The 18,502-nt window shown below is 61.8% G+C and carries 21 protein-coding genes; 12 read left to right on the forward strand and 9 right to left on the reverse strand.

The annotated features are described in order from the left end of the window. Positions 1 to 13 precede the first annotated feature (13 nt). Entirely contained in the window at positions 14 to 961 is a 948-nt protein-coding gene (locus AC1DV9_RS02295) for a sugar kinase (RefSeq protein ID WP_477945948.1), read from the forward strand. Positions 962 to 965: 4 nt separating this feature from the next. Here AC1DV9_RS02295 and AC1DV9_RS02300 read toward each other — a convergent pair whose 3' ends face one another. The 5 genes from AC1DV9_RS02300 to AC1DV9_RS02320 form a co-directional block, all read right to left on the reverse strand. Further along, positions 966 to 1,610, reverse strand: coding sequence for a CDP-alcohol phosphatidyltransferase family protein (locus AC1DV9_RS02300; RefSeq protein ID WP_477945949.1), 645 nt, complete (start codon positions 1,608 to 1,610; stop codon positions 966 to 968). Beyond that, on the reverse strand, positions 1,607 to 1,999 hold the full coding sequence (locus AC1DV9_RS02305) for a hypothetical protein (protein WP_477945951.1): 393 nt from the start codon (positions 1,997 to 1,999) through the stop codon (positions 1,607 to 1,609). Before AC1DV9_RS02305 ends, AC1DV9_RS02300 begins: the two co-directional genes overlap by 4 nt. Then, positions 1,996 to 2,946, reverse strand: coding sequence for a phosphatidate cytidylyltransferase (locus AC1DV9_RS02310; RefSeq protein ID WP_477945953.1), 951 nt, complete (start codon positions 2,944 to 2,946; stop codon positions 1,996 to 1,998). Before AC1DV9_RS02310 ends, AC1DV9_RS02305 begins: the two co-directional genes overlap by 4 nt. Beyond that, a complete protein-coding gene (locus AC1DV9_RS02315; RefSeq protein WP_477946358.1) occupies positions 2,943 to 3,587 on the reverse strand; it encodes a lysophospholipid acyltransferase family protein in 645 nt (214 codons plus the stop codon). Before AC1DV9_RS02315 ends, AC1DV9_RS02310 begins: the two co-directional genes overlap by 4 nt. Positions 3,588 to 3,695: 108 nt before the next feature. Next, positions 3,696 to 4,997, reverse strand: a complete 1,302-nt coding sequence (locus AC1DV9_RS02320; RefSeq protein WP_112514488.1) for a hemolysin family protein — start codon at positions 4,995 to 4,997, stop codon at positions 3,696 to 3,698. A gap of 249 nt (positions 4,998 to 5,246) precedes the next feature. Between AC1DV9_RS02320 and AC1DV9_RS02325 the strand changes: the two genes are divergently transcribed. The 3 genes from AC1DV9_RS02325 to AC1DV9_RS02335 all read left to right on the forward strand — a co-directional run bounded on the left by AC1DV9_RS02325 (position 5,247) and on the right by AC1DV9_RS02335 (position 7,054). Beyond that, positions 5,247 to 5,450 carry a hypothetical protein gene (locus AC1DV9_RS02325; protein ID WP_112388708.1) on the forward strand — a complete coding sequence of 68 codons (204 nt, stop codon included), beginning with the start codon at positions 5,247 to 5,249 and terminating at the stop codon, positions 5,448 to 5,450. A 109-nt stretch (positions 5,451 to 5,559) separates the two neighbouring features. Beyond that, positions 5,560 to 6,339 carry a nucleotidyltransferase family protein gene (locus tag AC1DV9_RS02330; RefSeq protein ID WP_112444412.1) on the forward strand — a complete coding sequence of 260 codons (780 nt, stop codon included), beginning with the start codon at positions 5,560 to 5,562 and terminating at the stop codon, positions 6,337 to 6,339. Further along, complete coding sequence (locus AC1DV9_RS02335; RefSeq protein WP_112597236.1) at positions 6,332 to 7,054, forward strand: metallophosphoesterase; 723 nt, start codon at positions 6,332 to 6,334, stop codon at positions 7,052 to 7,054. Before AC1DV9_RS02330 ends, AC1DV9_RS02335 begins: the two co-directional genes overlap by 8 nt. On the opposite strand, the gene AC1DV9_RS02340 is transcribed toward AC1DV9_RS02335, so the two are convergent. Both AC1DV9_RS02340 and AC1DV9_RS02345 read right to left on the reverse strand, forming a co-directional pair. After that, positions 7,033 to 7,326, reverse strand: coding sequence for a DUF2934 domain-containing protein (locus AC1DV9_RS02340; protein WP_477945955.1), 294 nt, complete (start codon positions 7,324 to 7,326; stop codon positions 7,033 to 7,035). The two genes, AC1DV9_RS02335 and AC1DV9_RS02340, sit on opposite strands and share 22 nt — an antisense overlap. Positions 7,327 to 7,469: 143 nt before the next feature. Next, on the reverse strand, positions 7,470 to 7,868 hold the full coding sequence (locus AC1DV9_RS02345; RefSeq protein WP_477945957.1) for a VOC family protein: 399 nt from the start codon (positions 7,866 to 7,868) through the stop codon (positions 7,470 to 7,472). A 234-nt stretch (positions 7,869 to 8,102) separates the two neighbouring features. Here AC1DV9_RS02345 and AC1DV9_RS02350 point away from each other — a divergent pair, with 234 nt between their 5' ends. After that, on the forward strand, positions 8,103 to 9,260 hold the full coding sequence (locus tag AC1DV9_RS02350) for a fumarylacetoacetate hydrolase family protein (protein ID WP_477945958.1): 1,158 nt from the start codon (positions 8,103 to 8,105) through the stop codon (positions 9,258 to 9,260). Between the two features lie 43 nt (positions 9,261 to 9,303). After that, positions 9,304 to 9,465, forward strand: coding sequence for a hypothetical protein (locus AC1DV9_RS02355; RefSeq protein ID WP_477945960.1), 162 nt, complete (start codon positions 9,304 to 9,306; stop codon positions 9,463 to 9,465). A 27-nt stretch (positions 9,466 to 9,492) separates the two neighbouring features. Here AC1DV9_RS02355 and AC1DV9_RS02360 read toward each other — a convergent pair whose 3' ends face one another. Continuing rightward, positions 9,493 to 11,661: a TonB-dependent siderophore receptor gene (locus AC1DV9_RS02360; RefSeq protein WP_477945962.1), complete on the reverse strand. Its 2,169-nt coding sequence runs from the start codon at positions 11,659 to 11,661 to the stop codon at positions 9,493 to 9,495. 140 nt (positions 11,662 to 11,801) lie between these two features. Here AC1DV9_RS02360 and AC1DV9_RS02365 point away from each other — a divergent pair, with 140 nt between their 5' ends. Next, the gene (locus AC1DV9_RS02365; protein ID WP_477945964.1) at positions 11,802 to 12,752 is read left to right on the forward strand and encodes a LysR substrate-binding domain-containing protein; all 951 of its coding nucleotides are present in this window, start codon (positions 11,802 to 11,804) and stop codon (positions 12,750 to 12,752) included. 10 nt (positions 12,753 to 12,762) lie between these two features. Here AC1DV9_RS02365 and AC1DV9_RS02370 read toward each other — a convergent pair whose 3' ends face one another. After that, positions 12,763 to 13,332 carry a helix-turn-helix domain-containing protein gene (locus tag AC1DV9_RS02370; protein WP_477945966.1) on the reverse strand — a complete coding sequence of 190 codons (570 nt, stop codon included), beginning with the start codon at positions 13,330 to 13,332 and terminating at the stop codon, positions 12,763 to 12,765. A 123-nt stretch (positions 13,333 to 13,455) separates the two neighbouring features. Here AC1DV9_RS02370 and AC1DV9_RS02375 point away from each other — a divergent pair, with 123 nt between their 5' ends. The 5 genes from AC1DV9_RS02375 to AC1DV9_RS02395 all read left to right on the forward strand — a co-directional run bounded on the left by AC1DV9_RS02375 (position 13,456) and on the right by AC1DV9_RS02395 (position 18,500). Beyond that, on the forward strand, positions 13,456 to 14,400 hold the full coding sequence (locus AC1DV9_RS02375; protein WP_477945968.1) for an ornithine cyclodeaminase family protein: 945 nt from the start codon (positions 13,456 to 13,458) through the stop codon (positions 14,398 to 14,400). 27 nt (positions 14,401 to 14,427) lie between these two features. Continuing rightward, positions 14,428 to 15,561 carry an aminotransferase gene (locus tag AC1DV9_RS02380; RefSeq protein WP_477945970.1) on the forward strand — a complete coding sequence of 378 codons (1,134 nt, stop codon included), beginning with the start codon at positions 14,428 to 14,430 and terminating at the stop codon, positions 15,559 to 15,561. Between the two features lie 81 nt (positions 15,562 to 15,642). Beyond that, positions 15,643 to 16,422, forward strand: coding sequence for a transporter substrate-binding domain-containing protein (locus tag AC1DV9_RS02385; protein ID WP_112388718.1), 780 nt, complete (start codon positions 15,643 to 15,645; stop codon positions 16,420 to 16,422). A gap of 46 nt (positions 16,423 to 16,468) precedes the next feature. Then, positions 16,469 to 17,836, forward strand: coding sequence for a M20/M25/M40 family metallo-hydrolase (locus tag AC1DV9_RS02390; protein WP_112514481.1), 1,368 nt, complete (start codon positions 16,469 to 16,471; stop codon positions 17,834 to 17,836). Continuing rightward, on the forward strand, positions 17,829 to 18,500 hold the full coding sequence (locus AC1DV9_RS02395; protein ID WP_112388720.1) for an ABC transporter permease subunit: 672 nt from the start codon (positions 17,829 to 17,831) through the stop codon (positions 18,498 to 18,500). The genes AC1DV9_RS02390 and AC1DV9_RS02395 overlap by 8 nt, the downstream gene beginning before the upstream one ends. Positions 18,501 to 18,502: the final 2 nt, after the last annotated feature.

The raw sequence follows: 18,502 nt of genomic DNA on the forward strand, positions 1-18,502 counted from the left end.
TTCAACCAAACGAGTGACCGCAGCCTTGAACCTGTCATCTCCTCCATTCACCGGCCAGCGCCATGTGCTTTGCGTTGGCGCAGCAGTACTCGACACGCTGTTCAGGGTGCGATCGATCCCGGAGAAGCCGGGCAAGGTGCTTCCCTACGAAATGCTGCAGGTTGCCGAGGGTATGGCCTCAAGCGCCGCCTATGCGATTGTCAGGCTGGGCGGCATGGCAAGCCTCTGGGCCGCCGCCGGCGATGACCCCGCCGGGCATCAGATCATCTCCGATCTGCAGCAGGCAGGCATAAACGTGGAAGGGATGACGCTCGTACCGGGCGCACGCTCCGCAGTCTCAAGTATTCTCATCGACGATGATGGCGAGCGGCTCATCGTTCCCTTCTACGACAAGCGGCTGCACGAGGTAGTGCGCGATGTGACGCCCCCCGATCTCTCAATCTTCGATGCGGTCATGGTGGATGTGCGTTGGCCCGGGCTGGCCAAAAAGGTACTTCAGGCAGCCTGCCAGGCCGGCAAACCCGCCATCCTCGACGGCGACGTTGCGCCTGCAGAAACGCTGGATATGCTGGCGAAAGAGGGCGATCATCTGCTTTTCTCGGAACCCGCCGCACGTCTGCTCTGCTCATGCGACGACCCTGCCGCAATGGTGCCGATCCTTCGCGAGCGCTATCCGCATGCCCTGATCGCCGTGACTGCAGGAGAACGCGGCTGCTATTGGTGGAATCAGCAGGAAGACGCCGTCGCTCATGTTCCAGCCTTTCGGGTGAAGGCCATCGATACGCTGGCGGCGGGCGATGTTTTCCACGGAAGCTATGCCCTGGCGATTGCCGAGGGCGTCAGGCCCGAAGATGCGATCCGGCTGGGTTCGGCTGCCGCCGCGCTCAAATGCACGGTCTTCGGCGGTCGCCTCGGCGCACCTGATCGCGCTGCCGTCATGGCCTTGCTGTCAAAGGACTGACGCGTCAGCCGCCGCGCTTCATTGCCTGAACGAGGTTGCGGCCGCGCCGCAGCGCGGTGATTGCCGCGCCGACGGCCACGATCCAGAGCGCGGCCCACAGAACATCGTTGTGCAGGCCGAGCAGTGGTTCGAAGATCGACAGGACGGCTGCCGCCGTGACGGTTGCCATGCGGTGCTGCTTGGCCATCGGGCCGGAGAAATCGGCGCCTTGCCCGCAGGCACGGCCAAGCTCGCGGACATAGGCGGTGAGAACCGCAAAAGCGGCCGCCGCCCAGCCAAGGCCGGCAAAGCCGATGCCGAGGCCAATGCCTGCGAAAATCAGGATATCGGCGGCGCGATCCGGAAACTCGTTCCAGAAGGGACCGTCGGCCGCAGCCTTGCCGCCCTCGACCGCGACCATGCCGTCGAACAGATTGCAGAGCAGACGCAGTTGGCAGGAAAGGGCTGCGAGGAGAAGGAAGATGATCCGGGCTGTGCCAATGTCCTGTCCGGCGAAATAAAAGAACAGTCCGGCCAGCGCCGCGGCCACGATGCTCGCCTGCGAAATCTGGTTCGGCGTCACCGACTTTTGCGCCAGCCAACGGGCGATTGCCTGCGCCCACCATGTATTGCGGCTCGTCAGCGGACGGCGGTCTCCGGCCTCGGTCACGGCGCAGTTCTCCCTCTTGAGATCGAATAATTGTAGATCGCCGCATAGCTGGTGGAAACGGCAAGCGGCACGGCGATGGTGTTCAGGATTTCGGGCGTGCCGCTCAGCATATGGAAGGCGACAAGAATGGTCGCCGATCCCAGGCAGGCAATCAGCGGCGGCGCGACGAGACGGACGCCACCGGAAAACAGATTGGACAGTGCCTCGACCGCCCGTTTCAGAAACAACGTCAGACAGGCGGAAAGCATGCCCTGCACGGCGCCTGCCATCAGCATGGCCGGCAAGGGATAGGAACGGTTGGCGAAGAGCGCCCAGCTGCCCATGGCGAGAAAGGCGAAGGCGACATGCACGGCGCTGCTTCGGCCAAGCCGCGCGACGAGGCCGCTCATGTCAGCGACCACCAGTAACGAACGAGATGGAAGAAGATCGGCGCCGAGAAGACGACGGAATCGAGCCGGTCGATCAGGCCACCGTGGCCCTCGATGATGTGGCCCCAATCCTTGACGCCGCGGTCGCGCTTGATCGCCGACATGACGAGCCCGCCGAAGAAGCCCATCAGGGTGATGATGAGCGCCAGGAGGCCCGCCTGGAAGGGCGTGAACGGGGTGATCCACCAGAGCGACGCACCAATCAGCGTGGCACTGGCGATGCCGCCGATGAAGCCTTCGACGGTCTTTGAGGGCGAGAGTTTCGGCGCAATCTTGGTGCGGCCAAAGAGCTTGCCCCAGACATATTGCAGCACATCGGACAGCTGCACGACGATAACGAGGAAGGCGATCAGCAGGACGTTGCGGCCTTCATATCCGGGGATCGTCAGCGTCAGCAGCGCCGGCACATGCGAGGCGCAGAAGACGCAGATCATCAGCGCCCATTGGACTTCCGCGATGCGGATCAGGAAGCGCTCGGTATCGCCGCGCAACACCGAGATGATCGGCATCAGCAGGAACGCATAAACCGGCACGAAGATCGAATAGATGCCGTATTCCTCGGCCCAGAGCAGATAATACTGGATCGGCAGAACGACGAAGAAGGCCGAGGCGAGCGCCCAATGGTCGGCCCGCTTGGTATTGGTCAGCGTGATGAATTCACGTAGCGCCGCAAAGGAGCAGAAGGCGAAGAGAATAATGACCCCTGCCCGCCCGGCCAGAAAGGCGACGCCGATGAAGATCACCATGATCCACCAGGCCTTGATGCGGGCATTGAGGTTTTCGATGGCGCTATTGGAACCGTCGGGCGACAGCTTGCGGTGCAGCACATAGCCGATGGCGGATGCCAGGATCAGCACACCGAAAATGCCGAGAACCAGGGTGATCAAATCGTGTTGCGCCCCGTTCATTCGCCAGCTCCGGCCGTTTTCGGCGACAGCGCCAGCATCGCGGCGCGCAGACGCTCAAGAAAATCTTCCTTCGTCTCGCCTCTCTCCAGCTGCATCGGGCTGCCGAACGTCACGGTGCAGATCAGCGGTATCGGCACGATTTCTCCCTTCGGCATGACGCGGTTCAGATTATTGATCCAGACCGGCACGAAATCGATATCCGGCCGCGCTTCGGCGAGATGAAAGATGCCACTCTTGAACGGCAGCAGCTGTTCTTCGGTCTGGTTTCGCGTGCCCTCTGGGAAAATGATCAGCGACGAGCCGCTGTCGATGGCATCGGCCATCTGCGCAATCGGATCCTGCGTCCGGTTCTCGCGGTCCCGCTGGATCAGCACCGAATTGAAGACATCGCGGCCGATGAAGGTACTGAGCCTGGATTTCAGCCAATATTCGGCACCGGCCACCGGCCGGGTTTCGGCCCGCATTCTGGGCGGCAGCACCGCCCAGACGAGAATGAAATCGCCATGACTGGAGTGATTGGCAAAATAGACGCAGCGCCGTGGCGGCAGGCCTTCGCTCGACCAGATGGCACGCACCGCGGTTATGGCGCGCGCAAACAGCACGATCGCCACCGCGGCGGGCTTTGCAATCAATGTCCGCATGTCCTGCATCAAGGCTTCCTGCATTCAGGGTTGCAGGAACCTAGCTGCCTTTTGCGCAGACGGGAAGCAGCACCGTAAGCCGGGTAAGATTTCCACAGGCGGCCGGCATCACGCCGACCGTGCTTCTCCCTCATCGGCCTCGGCCGACACGAGAATCTTGTCGACGCGGCGACCGTCCAGGTCGATGACCTCGAAGCGCCAGCCATTCTTGACGAAACTCTCACCGAGCTCCGGCAGGTGCTTCAGCTCTTCGAGAATGAGACCGGCGACAGTCTGGAACTCGATGTCGTCGTCGAGCTTGAAGCTCATGAACTCGGCGAATTCGTCGATCGGTGTCCAGCCGGATACCAGATAGGAGCCATCGGTGCGGCGAACGATTGCCTGTTCTTCCGAAGGACCTTCCAGCAGCGCGCCCATGATCGCTTCCATGATATCGCCCGACGAGATAACGCCTTCGAAATGGCCGTATTCGTCATAGACGAGAACCATGTGAACGGGCGATTTGCGGATCGCCTGGATCGCATGCGTTGCGGTCGACAGATCCGAAATGACCGGAACTTCGTGAGCCAGCGCCTGGATGTCGGCGTGGCCATTCGCATTCATGGCGTCGTAATAGTCCTTGACGAACAGGACACCGAAGACTTCGTCCGAGCTGCCACGGCGAACCGGCAGACGCGAGCGGCGCGTCGCATGCAGCAGGGTGCGGATTTCTTCCGGAGTGTCATCGACATCGACGACCTCGACATCGCGGCGCGGCGTCATCAGGGCGCGGGCCGTGCGGTCGGCAAGGCGCATGACGCCCGAAATCATCGCCGATTCTTCGCTTTCGATCACGCCGGCACTCTGCGCTTCGGCAAGAACCGTCTTAATCTCTTCGTCGGTCACGCCGTCGCTAACCTTGCCGGACTGGCCAAGCAGCTTCAGCACCAGCTTGCCCGATGCATCGAGCAGCCAGACGAGCGGCAGCGCAAATTTGGACAACACGACCATGGCAGGCGCCACCTTGGCGGCAACCGCTTCCGGTTCGCGCAGCGCGATCTGCTTCGGCACAAGTTCGCCGACGATCAGCGACAGGTAGGTGATGGCGACGACCACGGTACCGACGCCGAGCGCATCCGACAGCGCCGGGCCAACGCCCTGCTCCGACAGCCACTGCGTCAGGCGTCCCCCGAGCGTGGCGCCGGAAAAGGCGCCCGAAAGCACGCCGACGAGGGTGATGCCGATCTGCACGGTGGACAGGAAGCGTCCGGGATTTTCGGCAAGTCTGATGGCCTGGGTGGCCCCCAGGCTGCCGTGATCGGCGAGAACTTTAAGACGGGCAGGGCGGGAAGAAACGACAGCAAGTTCGGACATGGCGAGCACACCGTTCAGAACGGTAAGCAGGACCACGATAATGATTTCGACTAACAAAAGGAGCCTATGATATCGACAAGGATGCCCCAAGATAAGGGTAAAGCGCTGACATTGAAAGCAAACGATCCGTTGAATGGCGGATATTTTTTCGTGACCGGAGCGTTTCCATAGCGATGTCTGGCATGTTTCGGAACGCCGCAGGCCATCGTCTCCGCGGCACAACCAAAACCTTCACGTTTCCAAAAAGCGGAACTTTTAAGCGTTTTATCGGTTCTTCATCCTCAACGAGCCTGGGGAGAATACCTTATGACACAGATCCGAGAAACCGAGCGCCGTGGCCGTACTTTGCGCGGCCGCCCGTATAGCCTTCCGGAATTTGCCAAGAAATACGGCCTTGAAGACGATCAGGCCGAAGATTTGTTCGTGCGCTTCGGCCCGTCCTCGATCGAACTCGATCTTCTGATGGCCGCCAAGCGCCGTCCGCCTGTGCGTCTCGAGCAGGTGATGTAATCGATCCCGACCCGGTCATGCGGCTCGCGAACGGCAGTCTCTGACGAAAGAATGGACGATGAACGCCACGACCGCAGCCAGCAAGAAGGCCAAGCCGAATGCCGCGATGATGAAAGCGCGGGCGGTTCCGCAGCTGATTGACCCGGATGCCGAACCGTTCGTCGCTGAAGCCGTGCGTGAGCTTGTCGATTGCAAGATCCCGTTTCTGGTCGCCGGTACCTATGCTGTCTGCGCCTACACCGGCATCCAGCGGCAGACGAAGGATTTCGACATCTTCTGCAAGGCCGGTGACTACGGCCGCATCCTTGGGCATTTCAAAGACAAGGGTTACGCCGTCGAAGTCGAGGATGAGCGCTGGCTCGGCAAGGTCTTCAAGGGCAAGCATTTCTTCGATGTCATTTTTGCATCGTCCAACGGCACGATGCCTGTCGGCGACGACTGGTTCAAGGATGCGCGTCAGGTGGAGATGTGCGGTTGTCCGGTCTGGATCATCAGCCCGACAGAGCTGCTTTGGTCGAAATTCTTCGTACAGCTGCGCCACCGCTATGACGGCGCAGATATTGCCCATGTGATCCTGCGCGCCCACGACAAGATCGATTGGCGCAAGCTGCTTGGCTATATGGAAGTGCACTGGGAAGTGCTGCTGATTGCCATCCTGAACTTCCGGTGGATCTACCCGACCGAGCGCGACAAGATCCCGCAATGGCTGATCGACGAGCTGCTGGAGCGCCTTGCGGCCCAGCGCGAGCTGCCGCTGCCGCAGATGCGCATCTGCCGCGGACGGATGTATTCGCGCGTCGATTTCGAGATCGACGTCAAGGAATGGGGTTTTGCCGATGTCGGTGGCGAGGGACAGCCGCGCGGCGAATGGGAGGAAGCCGATGGCTGAGACGAGAAAGAAGATCCGCGTCGCCGCCGTCGCCGACCTGCATGTGAAGGAAGACGGCGCCAAATCCTACAAGGAGCTTTTTGCCGAGGTCTCCGGTGTTGCCGATGTTCTCGTCATGGCAGGAGACCTCACCGATCTCGGCAAGCCCAAGGAGGCTGAGCTTCTCGCTGCCGATCTGCGCAGCTGCACGGTTCCCGTCGTTGCCGTTCTCGGCAACCATGACCACGAAAGCGGGTCTGTCGAGGACGTGACCCAGATCCTGACCGATGCCGGGGTGAAACTGCTGAACGGCCAGGCGGCGGAGATAGCGGGCGTCGGCTTCGTCGGCGTCAAAGGTTTTGCCGGCGGCTTCGGCCGGCATATGCTCGGCTCCTTCGGCGAGAACGCCATCAAGGCGATGGTCGCCGAAAGCGTCGAGGAATCGATGCGGCTTGAAAATGCCATGCGCCAGGTGCGCGCCGACAGATCGATGGTGATCCTCCACTACGCGCCGATCGCCGAAACCGTCGTCGGCGAGCCGCTGGAGATCTACCCGTTCCTCGGATCCTCGCGTCTGGCGGAAACCATCGACCGCTTCAAGGTCAATGCGGTCGTCCACGGCCATGCCCATCGCGGCACATACGAGGGCCGCACACCTGGCGGGGCGCCAGTCTATAACGTTGCCGCCCATATCGAAAAACCGACCGGCAAGGCCTATGCGCTGCTGGAGCTGTAAATCTGGGCGCGTTTACCAATCTTGCGGACCGGCTTCTGTTCCGGCCGGACGACACGAAACGCGTCGTTTTCAGCAGCCCGCATCAGGCGGCCGGTGCGGCGCAACATGTCGATCAGCTCACTGCCGTCGGTCGATGCGCGCGTTCGTTCGAGCTGCTCGTATTCCGCCATCGCCTGCTGCCAGTGAGCACCGCCCCGATCGTGCGGGCGGCCCTCTTCCTCCCAGATGGCATAGGCACGCTGATTGATCCAATCGTCCTTCGTACGGCTCATGATATGTCCAACTGAAATAAGCAAAATAATCTCCGGGAAGACTGCCAGAGCGGGCTTACGGAGTCGTTACTTGCGTGGACGAAATTTGAGCGGATTTACTTGCATTATCAGCAGCAAGATCAGGCCGGAAGAATGTGCGCGTTCTACTGCCTGCGCTCGGCAAGCTCGATGATGATGCCGTCGGGGTCGCGCAGGAAGGCGATCTTGTGCAGCACCTCGGAATTGAAGGCGAGACGCGGCCGCTCCTTCACCTCGACGCCGGCTGCTTCGAGCTTTGCAAAAGTCTCGTCGACGCTGTCGAACAGGAAGGTCAGATGGCGCATCCCAGCCGTCCCGTCAGGCACATCCACCGCTCTGGCAGCGCCGCCTGGCGGCGCGACGATCTCCAGCATGCCGCCGCCTGCATCCAGAAATACGAGATCGAAGCCATCCGGCTGCTTCTTGCGAAGATGAAGTCTGAGGCCGAGCAGACCACAATAGAAATCGACGGTGCGATCCATGTCGCTGACCGTCATGCCGACGTGTTCGAAGGATTTCAGCATTGCAGGCGGGGCCTCCTCTCCCCGGCAGGCGGATGAAAAATCGCTGCCGAACCTACGCCCCTGCAACCGGGCCGCAAGTCCGAAATCTAGCCTTCAACGAAACGTGCAGTCAGTTTTTCCGGTGATCAGCCTTGCCCGCGCTGGCCGAATGTGATCGATTTCCGGCGCTGCTGGAGGGCGGCAATTTTCCGCAATTTCCATGAGCAATCGCTCATCAGCATTGGAGGGGTTACCATGTCCCAGCTTCTCGACGCCGCTTCCGCAAACGGCCTCTTCGTCGGCCGCATCTGGAACCCTGAGGCCGGTGGCCCGTCGATCGTGACGATCCGCGACGGGCAGCTCATCGATATCACTTCCAAAGACGTGCCGACGCTGAGCGCGCTGCTGGAACTGGCCGATCCCGCAGGTTTCGTCCGCACGGCGGCCGGGACGCCTGCCGGAACGCTGGAGGCGATTGCCGCAAACAGTACCGGCACTCCGGATACGAGCAAGCCCTATCTGCTGGCGCCCGCCGATCTTCAGGCGATCAAGGCCTGCGGCGTCACTTTCGCCCAGTCGATGATCGAGCGCGTCATCGAGGAGAAGGCGGCCGGCAACCCTGACCGCGCCGCTTCGATCCGCGATCGCGTTGGCGCGCTGATCGGCGGCAGCCTTGCGAATATCAAGGCGGGCTCGCCCGAGGCCGCCAAGGTCAAGCAGGCGCTGATCGATGAAGGCATGTGGTCACAATATCTCGAAGTCGGCATTGGTCCCGATGCCGAGGTGTTCACCAAGGCACCGGTTCTGTCGTCGGTCGGCTGGGGCGCCGATGTCGGTTTGCACCCGATCTCCACCTGGAACAATCCGGAGCCCGAGATCGTGCTGGCGGTCAACAGCCGCGCCGAGATCAAAGGCGCGACACTCGGCAACGACGTCAACCTGCGCGATGTCGAGGGCCGCTCGGCGCTGCTGCTCGGCAAGGCGAAGGACAACAACGCATCCTGCTCGATCGGCCCTTTCATCCGCCTGTTCGACGACAGCTACACGCTCGACGACATGCGCAAGGCCGAGCTTGACCTCAAGGTAACAGGCGAGGACGGCTTCGTTCTGCACGGCAAGAGCTCAATGTCGAAGATCAGCCGCGATCCGACTGATCTCGTCAAGCAGACCTGCGGCGAACACCACCAGTATCCCGATGGCTTCATGCTGTTTCTCGGCACCCTCTTTGCCCCGACCCAGGACCGCGACGCCAAGAACCAGGGCTTCACCCACAAGCTCGGCGATGTCGTGGAGATCTCTTCGGCCGGGCTCGGAACGCTTAGCAACACCGTGCGCCTGTCGACGCAATGCCCGCCCTGGACATTCGGCATCTCGGCCCTCTTCAAAAGTCTCGCAAGGCGCGGCTTGTTGTGAGCGGCAATTGTGCTTGGCGCCGCAATCGGGTTAGAAGAGCAGCATGAACGACAACGTCATCGAGTTTAAGAAACCGAACAAGCCGAAGCCGCCGCGCCAGATCAATCCGGCGCTGCGCAAGCTCATCGTGGTCCTGACCATCCTGGTGCTCTTTGCGGCCGCCTGGGGCTATTTCAACTTCTTCGGCGGCCAGCCAACGCCGTAAGCGTGCGGGCGCGGCTTCGCCGTTTCCTCACCAGTTGAAGGTCAGCTTGCCCATCACCGTCCGGCCATCGCCATAGGTGCAGCCGAACGAGCTGCAGCTGGCGATATATTCCTTGTCAGCCAGATTGCGGACGTTAAGCGAGGCGGTGACGCCTTCTTTCTTGTAGGTGAGTGCCGCATCGAAGAGGGTGACTCCGTCGAGGTCGTAGGTGTGCAGGACTGCGGGGGTACCGTAGCTTGCGTATCCATAGCGCTGGCCTACATAGCGAACACCCGCGCCGATGCCGACGCCTTCAAGCGGGGAGCCTTCTGCGAAGCTGTAATCCATCCAGAGGCTGGCGGCATGTTCCGGGACACCGTCCAGCGGAAGGCGATTCGTCAGCATTCCAGGGGCGATCGTGTCTGTATCCGTATAGGTGTAGGCCGCTCTGAGATTGAGGCCATCCGTCAAACTTGTCACTCCTTCGAGCTCGATGCCTTTGGCATGAACTTCGCCGATCTGACTGGTAACGCCGCCAACCGTCTGCAGGACATTTTGCTGACGCAGATCGTAGACCGCCGCGGAGAAAAATCCGTCCCAGCCTTCGGGCTGATACTTCACGCCGATTTCGACCTGCTTGCCTTCCGTGGGACGGACATCGGAAAAGGTTGCCGTGGGCGCAACCGGCTCAAACGAAGTGCTGTAGCTGACATATGGTGCGATACCATTGTCGAAGACATAGCCCAGCCCGACGCGTCCCGTCAGCTTTTGGTCATCGCGATCCAGAGATCTGACCGCCGGCGTCGCACCCAGGAAATTCGTCGTGGTGCCATCCGTACTTGCCCAATCCTGCCTCAGGCCAAATGTCGCCCGCCAATTGTTGTAGGCCATCTCGTCCTGAACATAGATACCGACTTGACTGAGGTCGGTGTCCACCAGCGTGTCCGTCGTACGGGACAGCAGGCTGATCGGTCCACCATAGGCGGGATTCAGGATATCGAGCGGCGTTGCCCGGAAGAACCGGGTGCGCGCATTGTTGCTGAAATAGCGATAGTCCAAGCCGATCAGAAGCTTGTGCTCCAGATCACCGGTCTCGAATTCTCCCAGCAGACTATTGTCCACATTGAAGGTGTTGAGCAGTTCGTCCTGGAAAGTCGCATTGCGCAGGATTGAGTGACCATCGGCGCCGACACCCGGACCATAGGCTACGTTCGCGACGGTCGTTGACATCCCCAGCGCCTGATAATCCCAATCGAAATTCGAGTAGCGGACATTCTGGCGGAAGGTCCAGGTGTCGTTCAGCTTGTGCTCGAACTCATAGCCGAGATTGGTCAGCGTCCGGTTGGAATGGTCGAAGCTCTTGTCGCCGACATAGAAGTCCGGGCTGAGCGTATTGGCAAACATCGCAGGCACGCCCGACGGCGTGCTCGGATTGTCGTGCTGCACGCTGGTCAGGATCGTCAGCTTGGTGTCTTCATCGGGCTGCCAGGTGACGGCAGGGGCGATGAAATAACGGTCGTTGTCGAGCTGATCGACCTGGGCGCTCGCGGTTCTTGCCAGGCCAGTTACACGGTAGGCGAAATCCGACCCGTCGCTGACCGGGCCGCCGGCATCGAAATAGGTGCCATAGGTATCGTAGCTGCCGATCTGCAGGCCCACCTCGCCAAAGCGGTCGAAGGTCGGCCGCTTGCTGATCAGGTTGATGATGCCGCCCGGATTGCCCTGGCCGAACATCACGGAGGCCGGGCCGCGCAGCACTTCGATACGCTCGAGCTGATAGGGATCGATCGCCGGCGCGCCTGCCGTCCGCATCAGTCTCAGGCCGTTCAGATATTGCGACTGACGGCCATCGAACCCACGGATGCGCGGCGCATCGAAGCGCGGATCTGATCCGCCCGGCTGGCTGACGACGCCGGGCGTGTAGTCGAGAGCCTGGCCGACGGTTTCGGCATCCTGCGCCTTCAGCTGGTCGGCGGTGATGACGGAGATCGACTGCTGGGTTTCGAGAATCGGCGTTCCGGTCTTGGTCGCCGTCGAACTCGTCCTTGCAACGAAACCCTTCACCGGCGCATTCGGGTCCTGCTTCGCCCGGCCCTGCACGGTGATCGGCGCGAGCTCGGTCACGGTCTGCGCATCCTGCGCGACCGCGGCTGCCGGAAGAAGCGCTGCCCCGCAAACGGTGGACAGCAGGACAAGCGATAGATTCTTCACGCGCACGGCAACCTCATGGAGACGAGGACGGGACGACCCGCCTAAAACTTGACAATTTCAGTCACGTTACTAGACGCTTTCGTTTTTTTGATCCAATAAGGCAATGAGCGTTTTTCATAAGCGCTGGTTCTGAAAACAGGTGGCAATTGGCGAATAGCTCCGCGCTCGAGCTCAGGCATCTCCGATATTTCGTTGCGCTTGCCGAAGAGCAGAATTTCGAACGTGCGGCGGCCCGGTTAGGCATCGCCCAGCCCGGCCTCAGCCAGCAGATTATCAAGCTCGAAGCCCTGCTCGGTGTGGCCCTGCTCGATCGCAGCCGCCGCTCGGTGCGGCTGACGCGGCCGGGACTTGAGCTCGCCGAACAGGGCCGCCGCGTCCTCGGTCAGGCAGAGAACGCCATCGACGCCGTTCACCGCGCTGCGCGCGGCGATCTGGAGCGGGTCTCGGTTGGCTATGTCGCCTCGGCTGCCTATTCCGGCGTGCTCGGCGATGCGCTTTCGAAGTTCAAGGCCGCGAGCCCTGGTGTCGAATTCCAGCTGATCGAGATCGAGATGCGCCAGCAACTCGAAAAGATCGCCGACAAGACGCTCGATTTTGGCTTCATCCGGCCGCCGATCTCGCTTCCGCCGGGCTTGGCAGCGGAAGTCGCCGTGCGCGAGGATTTCGTCGTGGCCCTGCCTGCCGGGCATCGATATGCGGGTGCCGCATCCGTGTCCCTGAAATCACTTTCTCCGGAAGTGTTCATCACACCGCGCCAACCCGCCGATACCGGCTTTCACCGCAACACGATCGCCGCCTGCCGCGAAGCCGGTTTCGAGCCTCATATCAACAGCTCCGGCCGGGATTTCATAACGATCGCCAGCATGGTCGTGCTCGGCGTCGGCGTTGCGCTGGTGCCGCGCTCGTTCCAATGCATCCAGCTTCCGGGCATTACCTACACCAGGCTGAAAGGATGCTCGGTGACATCGGATCTGGCGATCGCCTATCGCAAGGTCGAGCCATCGCCGGTCATCAAGGGCTTCATCGCCCACTTCAAGAAAAACCTGGCACGCGATCAGGACGGTCTTCGCGATGGTACCAGCGACGGGGGCTTCTGAGCCGAGCGGTCTATGACACCACGTTGCGGATGAACTTCACGATTTCAGTCTGACGGTTCGCGTAGGAATAGTCCTGGGCCGAGCTGTAAATCGCAAAAGTCCCGGCCGGGTAGTCCTTCGCGGCGCCGCCGACGGTAAGGGTCAGCACGCCTTCGGTGACGAAGATCATTTCGTGCCAGCCCTGCGGGTCCGGTTCCGCGTCATAGCGCTCGCCGCCTTCAAGCGACCAGAGCCACATCTGTGTCTCGTGGGCCGCAGGCGCGGTGCCGAGCAGCACGCCGGCGCTTGCCGGGCCGGTTCCGCGCCAGGTCACCTCGTTGATATCGGCAGAGGAGCTGCGGTCGGGATCACGCACCAGATCGACAAACCCGACGCCCATCGCCGCCGCCAGCTTGTCGAGACTGGAGAGGCTGATATTCGCATCACCGGCTTCGACGGCGACGATCATCCGCCTGCTGATCCCCGATGCTTCAGCCAGTGCCACCTGGCTCATCCCGGAGGCCTGACGATGCCTGCGAAGATTGCCGGAAACATGCGCTAGGACATCGCGACGCACTTGACTGTGCAATATATTGCTCATAGGCTCCTTTTACTCTTGATGGGCAGACTATTCAACAGCGATTTCAGCCGTGCGTGGGGCACCTACGCGGGAGCGGATATTTGCGCGCAGCCGTCTGCCCCGCATTTAAAGGCGAGGTCATTCATGTCGCAACAGCCAATCGTTCTCCACGAAGCCGATATCACCGCCCTTCTTCCGAAAGTGGACGTCCGCTCGGTGCTGGAGCGCATGTTCCGCTCGCTGGCAGATGGCGATGCCGTTCAGCCGCCGCAGACGCTGAGCCTGTTTCCGCGCGATGCCGGCGACTTCATCACCTATCTCGGCGTGCTCTCGGGCGAGAAGATCTTCGGCGCCAAGCTTTCACCCTACATCCCCGGCGACGGCAAGGCGCTGGTCACGGCCTGGACGCTGCTGATGTCGATGGAAACGGGCACGCCGGTACTGCTCTGCGATTCCAAGAAGCTGACCACCGAGCGCACCGCGGCGACATCGGTCATCGCCGCCGATGTCCTGGCGCCTTCAGATGCGTCGGTGCTCACCATCGTCGGCTCCGGCCCGGTGGCGCTTGCCCATCTGCGCTATGCGGAAACGATCCGCGCCTGGAAAGAAGTGCGCATCGCATCGCCGAACGTCGCCGGCCGCAAGGACATTCCTGCCGCGATCGCCAGTGGCGTTGCGGTCAGCCAATACACCGATGCCAATGCCGCCGTTGCGGGCGCCGACGTCGTGCTGCTTTGCACTTCCTCGGGCAAGCCCGTCATCGACGTCAAGTCGCTGTCGAAATCGGCCGTCGTCACCTCGATCAGCACCAATGCCGCCAATGCCCACGAGGTTGATCCCGCGGCCCTGCAGGGCTTCGACGTCTATTGCGACTACCGCGCGACGACACCGGCATCAGCAGGCGAAATGAAACTGGCTGCCGCCGCCGGACAATGGAGCGCTGATGCGCTTTGCGGCGACCTGCCCGAACTGCTGGCCGGAAGAGCCAAGGCTCCCAGCCGCGAACGCCCGGCCTTCTTCCGCTCGATCGGCCTCGGCCTCGAAGACGTCGCAGCCGCCGTCGCCCTGCTCGCCGCCGCCCGCGCCTAAGACACAAGCAATAGCCAGGAGAATGACATGAAGATCCGCAATTTCGGCGTCGAGATTTGGATGAACAAATACGAGAACGTCTGCGAGCTGAACCTCGCCGAGACCTGCGTTGAATCGCTGACTGTCGGCGAATTGCTCGACATGGCAGGCAAGACGGATATCGCCGCCGAATTGCTGCCGCTGAAGCTCACCTATGGCGAGATCGAAGGCAGCGTGCGGCTGCGCAATCTGGTTGCCGGTCTCTACGAGCGCCAGAAGATCGAGAATACCGTAATCACTCACGGCGCCATCGGCGCCAACGCACTCGTTCACCTGACCCTCGTCGAAAAGGGCGACCGCGTCATCTCCGTCCTGCCGACCTATCAGCAGCACTATTCGATCCCCGAGAGCATCGGCGCCGACATCCAGGTCCTCAAGCTGACAGAGAAGACCGGCTTCCTGCCCGATCTCGAAGAGCTGAAGAAGTTGGCGACCCCGGGCACCAAGCTGATCGCCATCAACAACCCGAACAACCCGACCGGTTCGCTGATGGACCGCGCCTATCTTGAAAAGATCGTCGAGATCGCCCGTGCCTGCGGCGCCTGGATCCTCTGCGACGAAGTCTATCGCGGCACGGATCAGGAAGGCGCAGACGGCATGACCGCCTCGATCGCCGATCTCTACGAAAAGGGCATCAGCACCGGCAGCATGTCGAAGACCTATTCGCTGGCCGGATTGCGTCTCGGCTGGATTGCCGGCCCGGAAGATTTGATACATGCGGTTTCCGTTCATCGCGATTACAACACGATCAGCGTCGGCCGCCTCGACGACCACTTTGCGGCGATCGCGCTCGAAAATCGCGACAAGATCCTGAAGCGCAGCCATCAGATCACCCGCAGCGGCCTCTCCATCCTTTCGGACTGGGTCGATGCCGAGCCGCTCATTTCCTGGATCAAGCCGAAATCCGGCACCACGGCCCTGCTGAAATACGATTTGCCGATCTCCTCCGAGGACTTCTGCCTTCGCCTTCTCGAGCAGAAGGGCGTGATGCTGACGCCGGGCAGCGCCATGGACATGGAGGGCTATCTGCGCATCGGCTACACCAATGGCGAAGCGGTGCTCCACGAAGGCCTGAAGCGCATTTCGCAGTTCCTGAAGGAGGCCGCCGTTTCGGCCGCCTGATCTCTTCGAAAACCCAAGAATTCCAGCCGCCCGGTTGCGGGCGGCGGATCGAGTCCGTTTCCAAACAAAAGGGGAATTTCCATGAAACGACTTTTGACAGTGCTCTCGCTTTCGCTTCTCGCGGGCACCGCCTTTGCCGACGAGCTTCGCATCGGCACCAGCGCCGATTACCCGCCGTGGGAATCGGTCGATGCCAGCGGCAACATCATCGGCTTCGACAAGGATGTCGGCGACGAGATCTGCAAGCGCATCGCCGCCACCTGCAACTGGCAGAACCAGGCCTATGACGGCCTGCTGCCGGGTCTTCAGGTCGGCAAGTTCGACCTCGTCATCTCCGGCGTGTCGATCAACGACGAACGCTCGCAGAAGGTCGATTTCTCGGCCGCCTATGCCGACGCTCCGAACGCGATCGTCACCGCGCCGGGCAGCGATGCAGCCTCGGCCAAGTCTGCCGCCGATCTCACCAAGGCCCTCGCCAAGGCTTCGATCGGCGTTCAGTCCGGCTCGACCCACGAGCAGGTGATCCGCGCCCATTTCCCGGATGCCGACGTACGGGTCTACGACCGTCCCGACCAAGTTGCCGACGACCTCGTCGCTGGCCGCATCGATGCCGGCCTGATGGAGCGTTCCGCCTGGGAGCCGCTCATCAAGGATCGCGGCGCCGACAAGCTCGCCTATGCAGGTCCGCTGCTGACCAGCGCCGACTTTGCCGAATTCGGCAAGGGCCAGGGCGTTGCCATGGGCAAGGGCAAGGCCGAGCTGAAGACCAAGGTCGACGGCGCCGTCGAAGCGATGCTGAAGGACGGTACGGTCAAGACCATTTCCGAGAAGTGGTTCGGCTACGACGCCTCCAAGAAATAATGGCATGCGGGAGGCGGCATGCCCGCCTCCCCTTCCAGGAGAGACCATGCGCATTTCACCCGACATCCTGGCGGCAGCCAGGAACGATCTGTCCGCCCTGGTGGCCATTCCATCCGTCAGCGCCCGTGGCGAAGGCATGGAGGCCTGCGCGGACGAGGTCGAGCGCCTTCTTGCCGAAGCCGGTTTCAGCACGGGGCAGCACAAGGGCGATGTCGGCCCGTTCGTCGTCGGCGAGACCGGCGATGGACCGTTCACGCTTGTCATCTACAATCACTACGACGTGCAGCCGGAAGACCCGGTCGCCCTCTGGACTGATCCGCCCTTCGTGCTCACCGAGCGCGATGGCCGCCTCTACGGCCGGGGATCGGCCGACGACAAGGGCGAGTTCATCAGCCGCATAGCCGGTTGGAATCTTTTCCGCCAAGCCCATCCCGGCGCCCTGCCGTTCAAGCTGATCTGGATCGTCGAAGGTGAAGAGGAGATCGGCAGCCCGTCGCTGACCCGCTTCCTCGACAGCCGCTTCCCGGACACCAGGGCCGACCTCTGCTGGTGGGAATTCGGCGAGGTCGACAAATCAGGCCGCCCGATCATTCTCATGGGCTTCAAGGGCATCCTCGCGGTCGAGCTCGAATGCCGCACGGCGCGGGCCGACCTGCATTCGAGCCTTGGCGCCATTTTCGACAATCCGCTCTGGCGCCTTGCGGCTGCCATTGCCTCGCTGCGAGACGCTTCAGGCCGCATCCTGATCGACGGCTTTTATGACGGCGTCGTCGCGCCGGATGTCCGCAGCCGCGCGCTTGCCGCGACCCCGCCCTTCCCGCTCGAAAGCCTGCAGGCCGAAACCGGCGGACAGCGCCTGCTCGATGGCGTCGATGCTGAGACATTCTACGAGCACCTGAATTTCGAACCCTGCCTGAACGTCAACGGCTTCCATGGCGGCTATGACGGCGACGGGGCAAAGACCGTGCTGCCCTGCACCGGAATGGCCAAGCTCGACTTCCGGCTGGCACCGGGCCAGCACCCGGTAGAGATCGCCGCATTGCTGCGCCGTCACCTGGACGCGAAGGGATTTGACGACGTCGAGATGAAAATCCTCGATGCCGAGGTTCTCGGCGTCAGAAGCGACCCGTCGCATCCCGCCGTCGATCTCGGGGCGGCGCTGCTGGAAAAATGGTTCGGGCGGCCAGCGGTGATCCAGCCGAGTTCGGCCGCCTCGGGGCTTGCGCATCCTTTCGTCCATAAATTCGGCGCTACCCTGTTCGGCGCCGGGCTGACGCATCACGGCGCGATGCTGCACTCTCCGGACGAGAATATCCTGATCTCGCATTTCGAGAACATGATCGGCTTTTCCGCCGAGTTTTTCGCGGCCCTTTGCGAGAGCGCAGTGACCCGGGAGGCTGCCGCAGATGCTTGATGCCCTCGTCCAATATCACGGACAGCTTCTGCAGGGGCTGTTGACCACCCTGATCGTTGGCGTCGCCAGCTTCGTCGCGGGCTTCGTCATCGCCGCAGCCCTTGCGCCGCTCGCCGTCTATGGCAGTCCGCTGACGCGCAAGATCATCATGGGCTATGTCGGGCTGATCCGCGGCCTGCCGGAACTGCTCGTCATCTTCCTAGTCTTCTATGGCGGCACGGTGCTGCTGACCAAGATGATCGGCCGCTATGTCGAAGTCGATGCGTTGACGGCGGGTGTCGTGTCGCTGTCGGTCGTTGCCGCCGCATACCTGACCGAAATCCTGCGCGGCGCTCTGCTCAGCGTCTCGCAGGGACAGTGGGAGGCAGCACTGTCGCTCGGGCTGCGCAAGCCCCGCGCCTTCCTTCTCGTCATCCTGCCGCAGATGATGGTGCGCGCCCTTCCCGGCCTTGGAAACCAGTGGCTGGTGATCCTCAAGGAAAGTGCCCTCGTCTCGGTCGTCGGCCTTGAGGAGCTGATGCGCAAATCGGTGGTCGCCGCCGGCGCGACGCATCAACCACTCGCCTTCTATCTGGCCGCTGCCGGCCTCTATGTTGCCATCACCGGCATCTCGTCCCTTCTCCTGAAGGCGTACGAGCTGCGCCTCACGCCGCATATGAGGTGACC

The sequence above is a fragment of the Rhizobium sp. 01L410 genome (assembly GCF_056400165.1).

Bases quoted from the DNA above. Each gene is read 5' to 3' on its own strand.
- AC1DV9_RS02315 (WP_477946358.1), bottom strand. From the start codon at position 3,587: ATGCGGACATTGATTGCAAAGCCCGCCGCGGTGGCGATCGTGCTGTTT.
- AC1DV9_RS02375 (WP_477945968.1), top strand. From the start codon at position 13,456: ATGTCGCAACAGCCAATCGTTCTCCACGAAGCCGATATCACCGCCCTT.
- AC1DV9_RS02330 (WP_112444412.1), top strand. From the start codon at position 5,560: ATGAAAGCGCGGGCGGTTCCGCAGCTGATTGACCCGGATGCCGAACCG.
- AC1DV9_RS02325 (WP_112388708.1), top strand. From the start codon at position 5,247: ATGACACAGATCCGAGAAACCGAGCGCCGTGGCCGTACTTTGCGCGGC.
- AC1DV9_RS02350 (WP_477945958.1), top strand. From the start codon at position 8,103: ATGTCCCAGCTTCTCGACGCCGCTTCCGCAAACGGCCTCTTCGTCGGC.
- AC1DV9_RS02305 (WP_477945951.1), bottom strand. From the start codon at position 1,999: ATGAGCGGCCTCGTCGCGCGGCTTGGCCGAAGCAGCGCCGTGCATGTC.
- AC1DV9_RS02335 (WP_112597236.1), top strand. From the start codon at position 6,332: ATGGCTGAGACGAGAAAGAAGATCCGCGTCGCCGCCGTCGCCGACCTG.
- AC1DV9_RS02370 (WP_477945966.1), bottom strand. From the start codon at position 13,332: ATGAGCAATATATTGCACAGTCAAGTGCGTCGCGATGTCCTAGCGCAT.
- AC1DV9_RS02345 (WP_477945957.1), bottom strand. From the start codon at position 7,868: ATGCTGAAATCCTTCGAACACGTCGGCATGACGGTCAGCGACATGGAT.
- AC1DV9_RS02395 (WP_112388720.1), top strand. From the start codon at position 17,829: ATGCTTGATGCCCTCGTCCAATATCACGGACAGCTTCTGCAGGGGCTG.
- AC1DV9_RS02310 (WP_477945953.1), bottom strand. From the start codon at position 2,946: ATGAACGGGGCGCAACACGATTTGATCACCCTGGTTCTCGGCATTTTC.
- AC1DV9_RS02355 (WP_477945960.1), top strand. From the start codon at position 9,304: ATGAACGACAACGTCATCGAGTTTAAGAAACCGAACAAGCCGAAGCCG.
- AC1DV9_RS02385 (WP_112388718.1), top strand. From the start codon at position 15,643: ATGAAACGACTTTTGACAGTGCTCTCGCTTTCGCTTCTCGCGGGCACC.
- AC1DV9_RS02390 (WP_112514481.1), top strand. From the start codon at position 16,469: ATGCGCATTTCACCCGACATCCTGGCGGCAGCCAGGAACGATCTGTCC.
- AC1DV9_RS02380 (WP_477945970.1), top strand. From the start codon at position 14,428: ATGAAGATCCGCAATTTCGGCGTCGAGATTTGGATGAACAAATACGAG.
- AC1DV9_RS02340 (WP_477945955.1), bottom strand. From the start codon at position 7,326: ATGAGCCGTACGAAGGACGATTGGATCAATCAGCGTGCCTATGCCATC.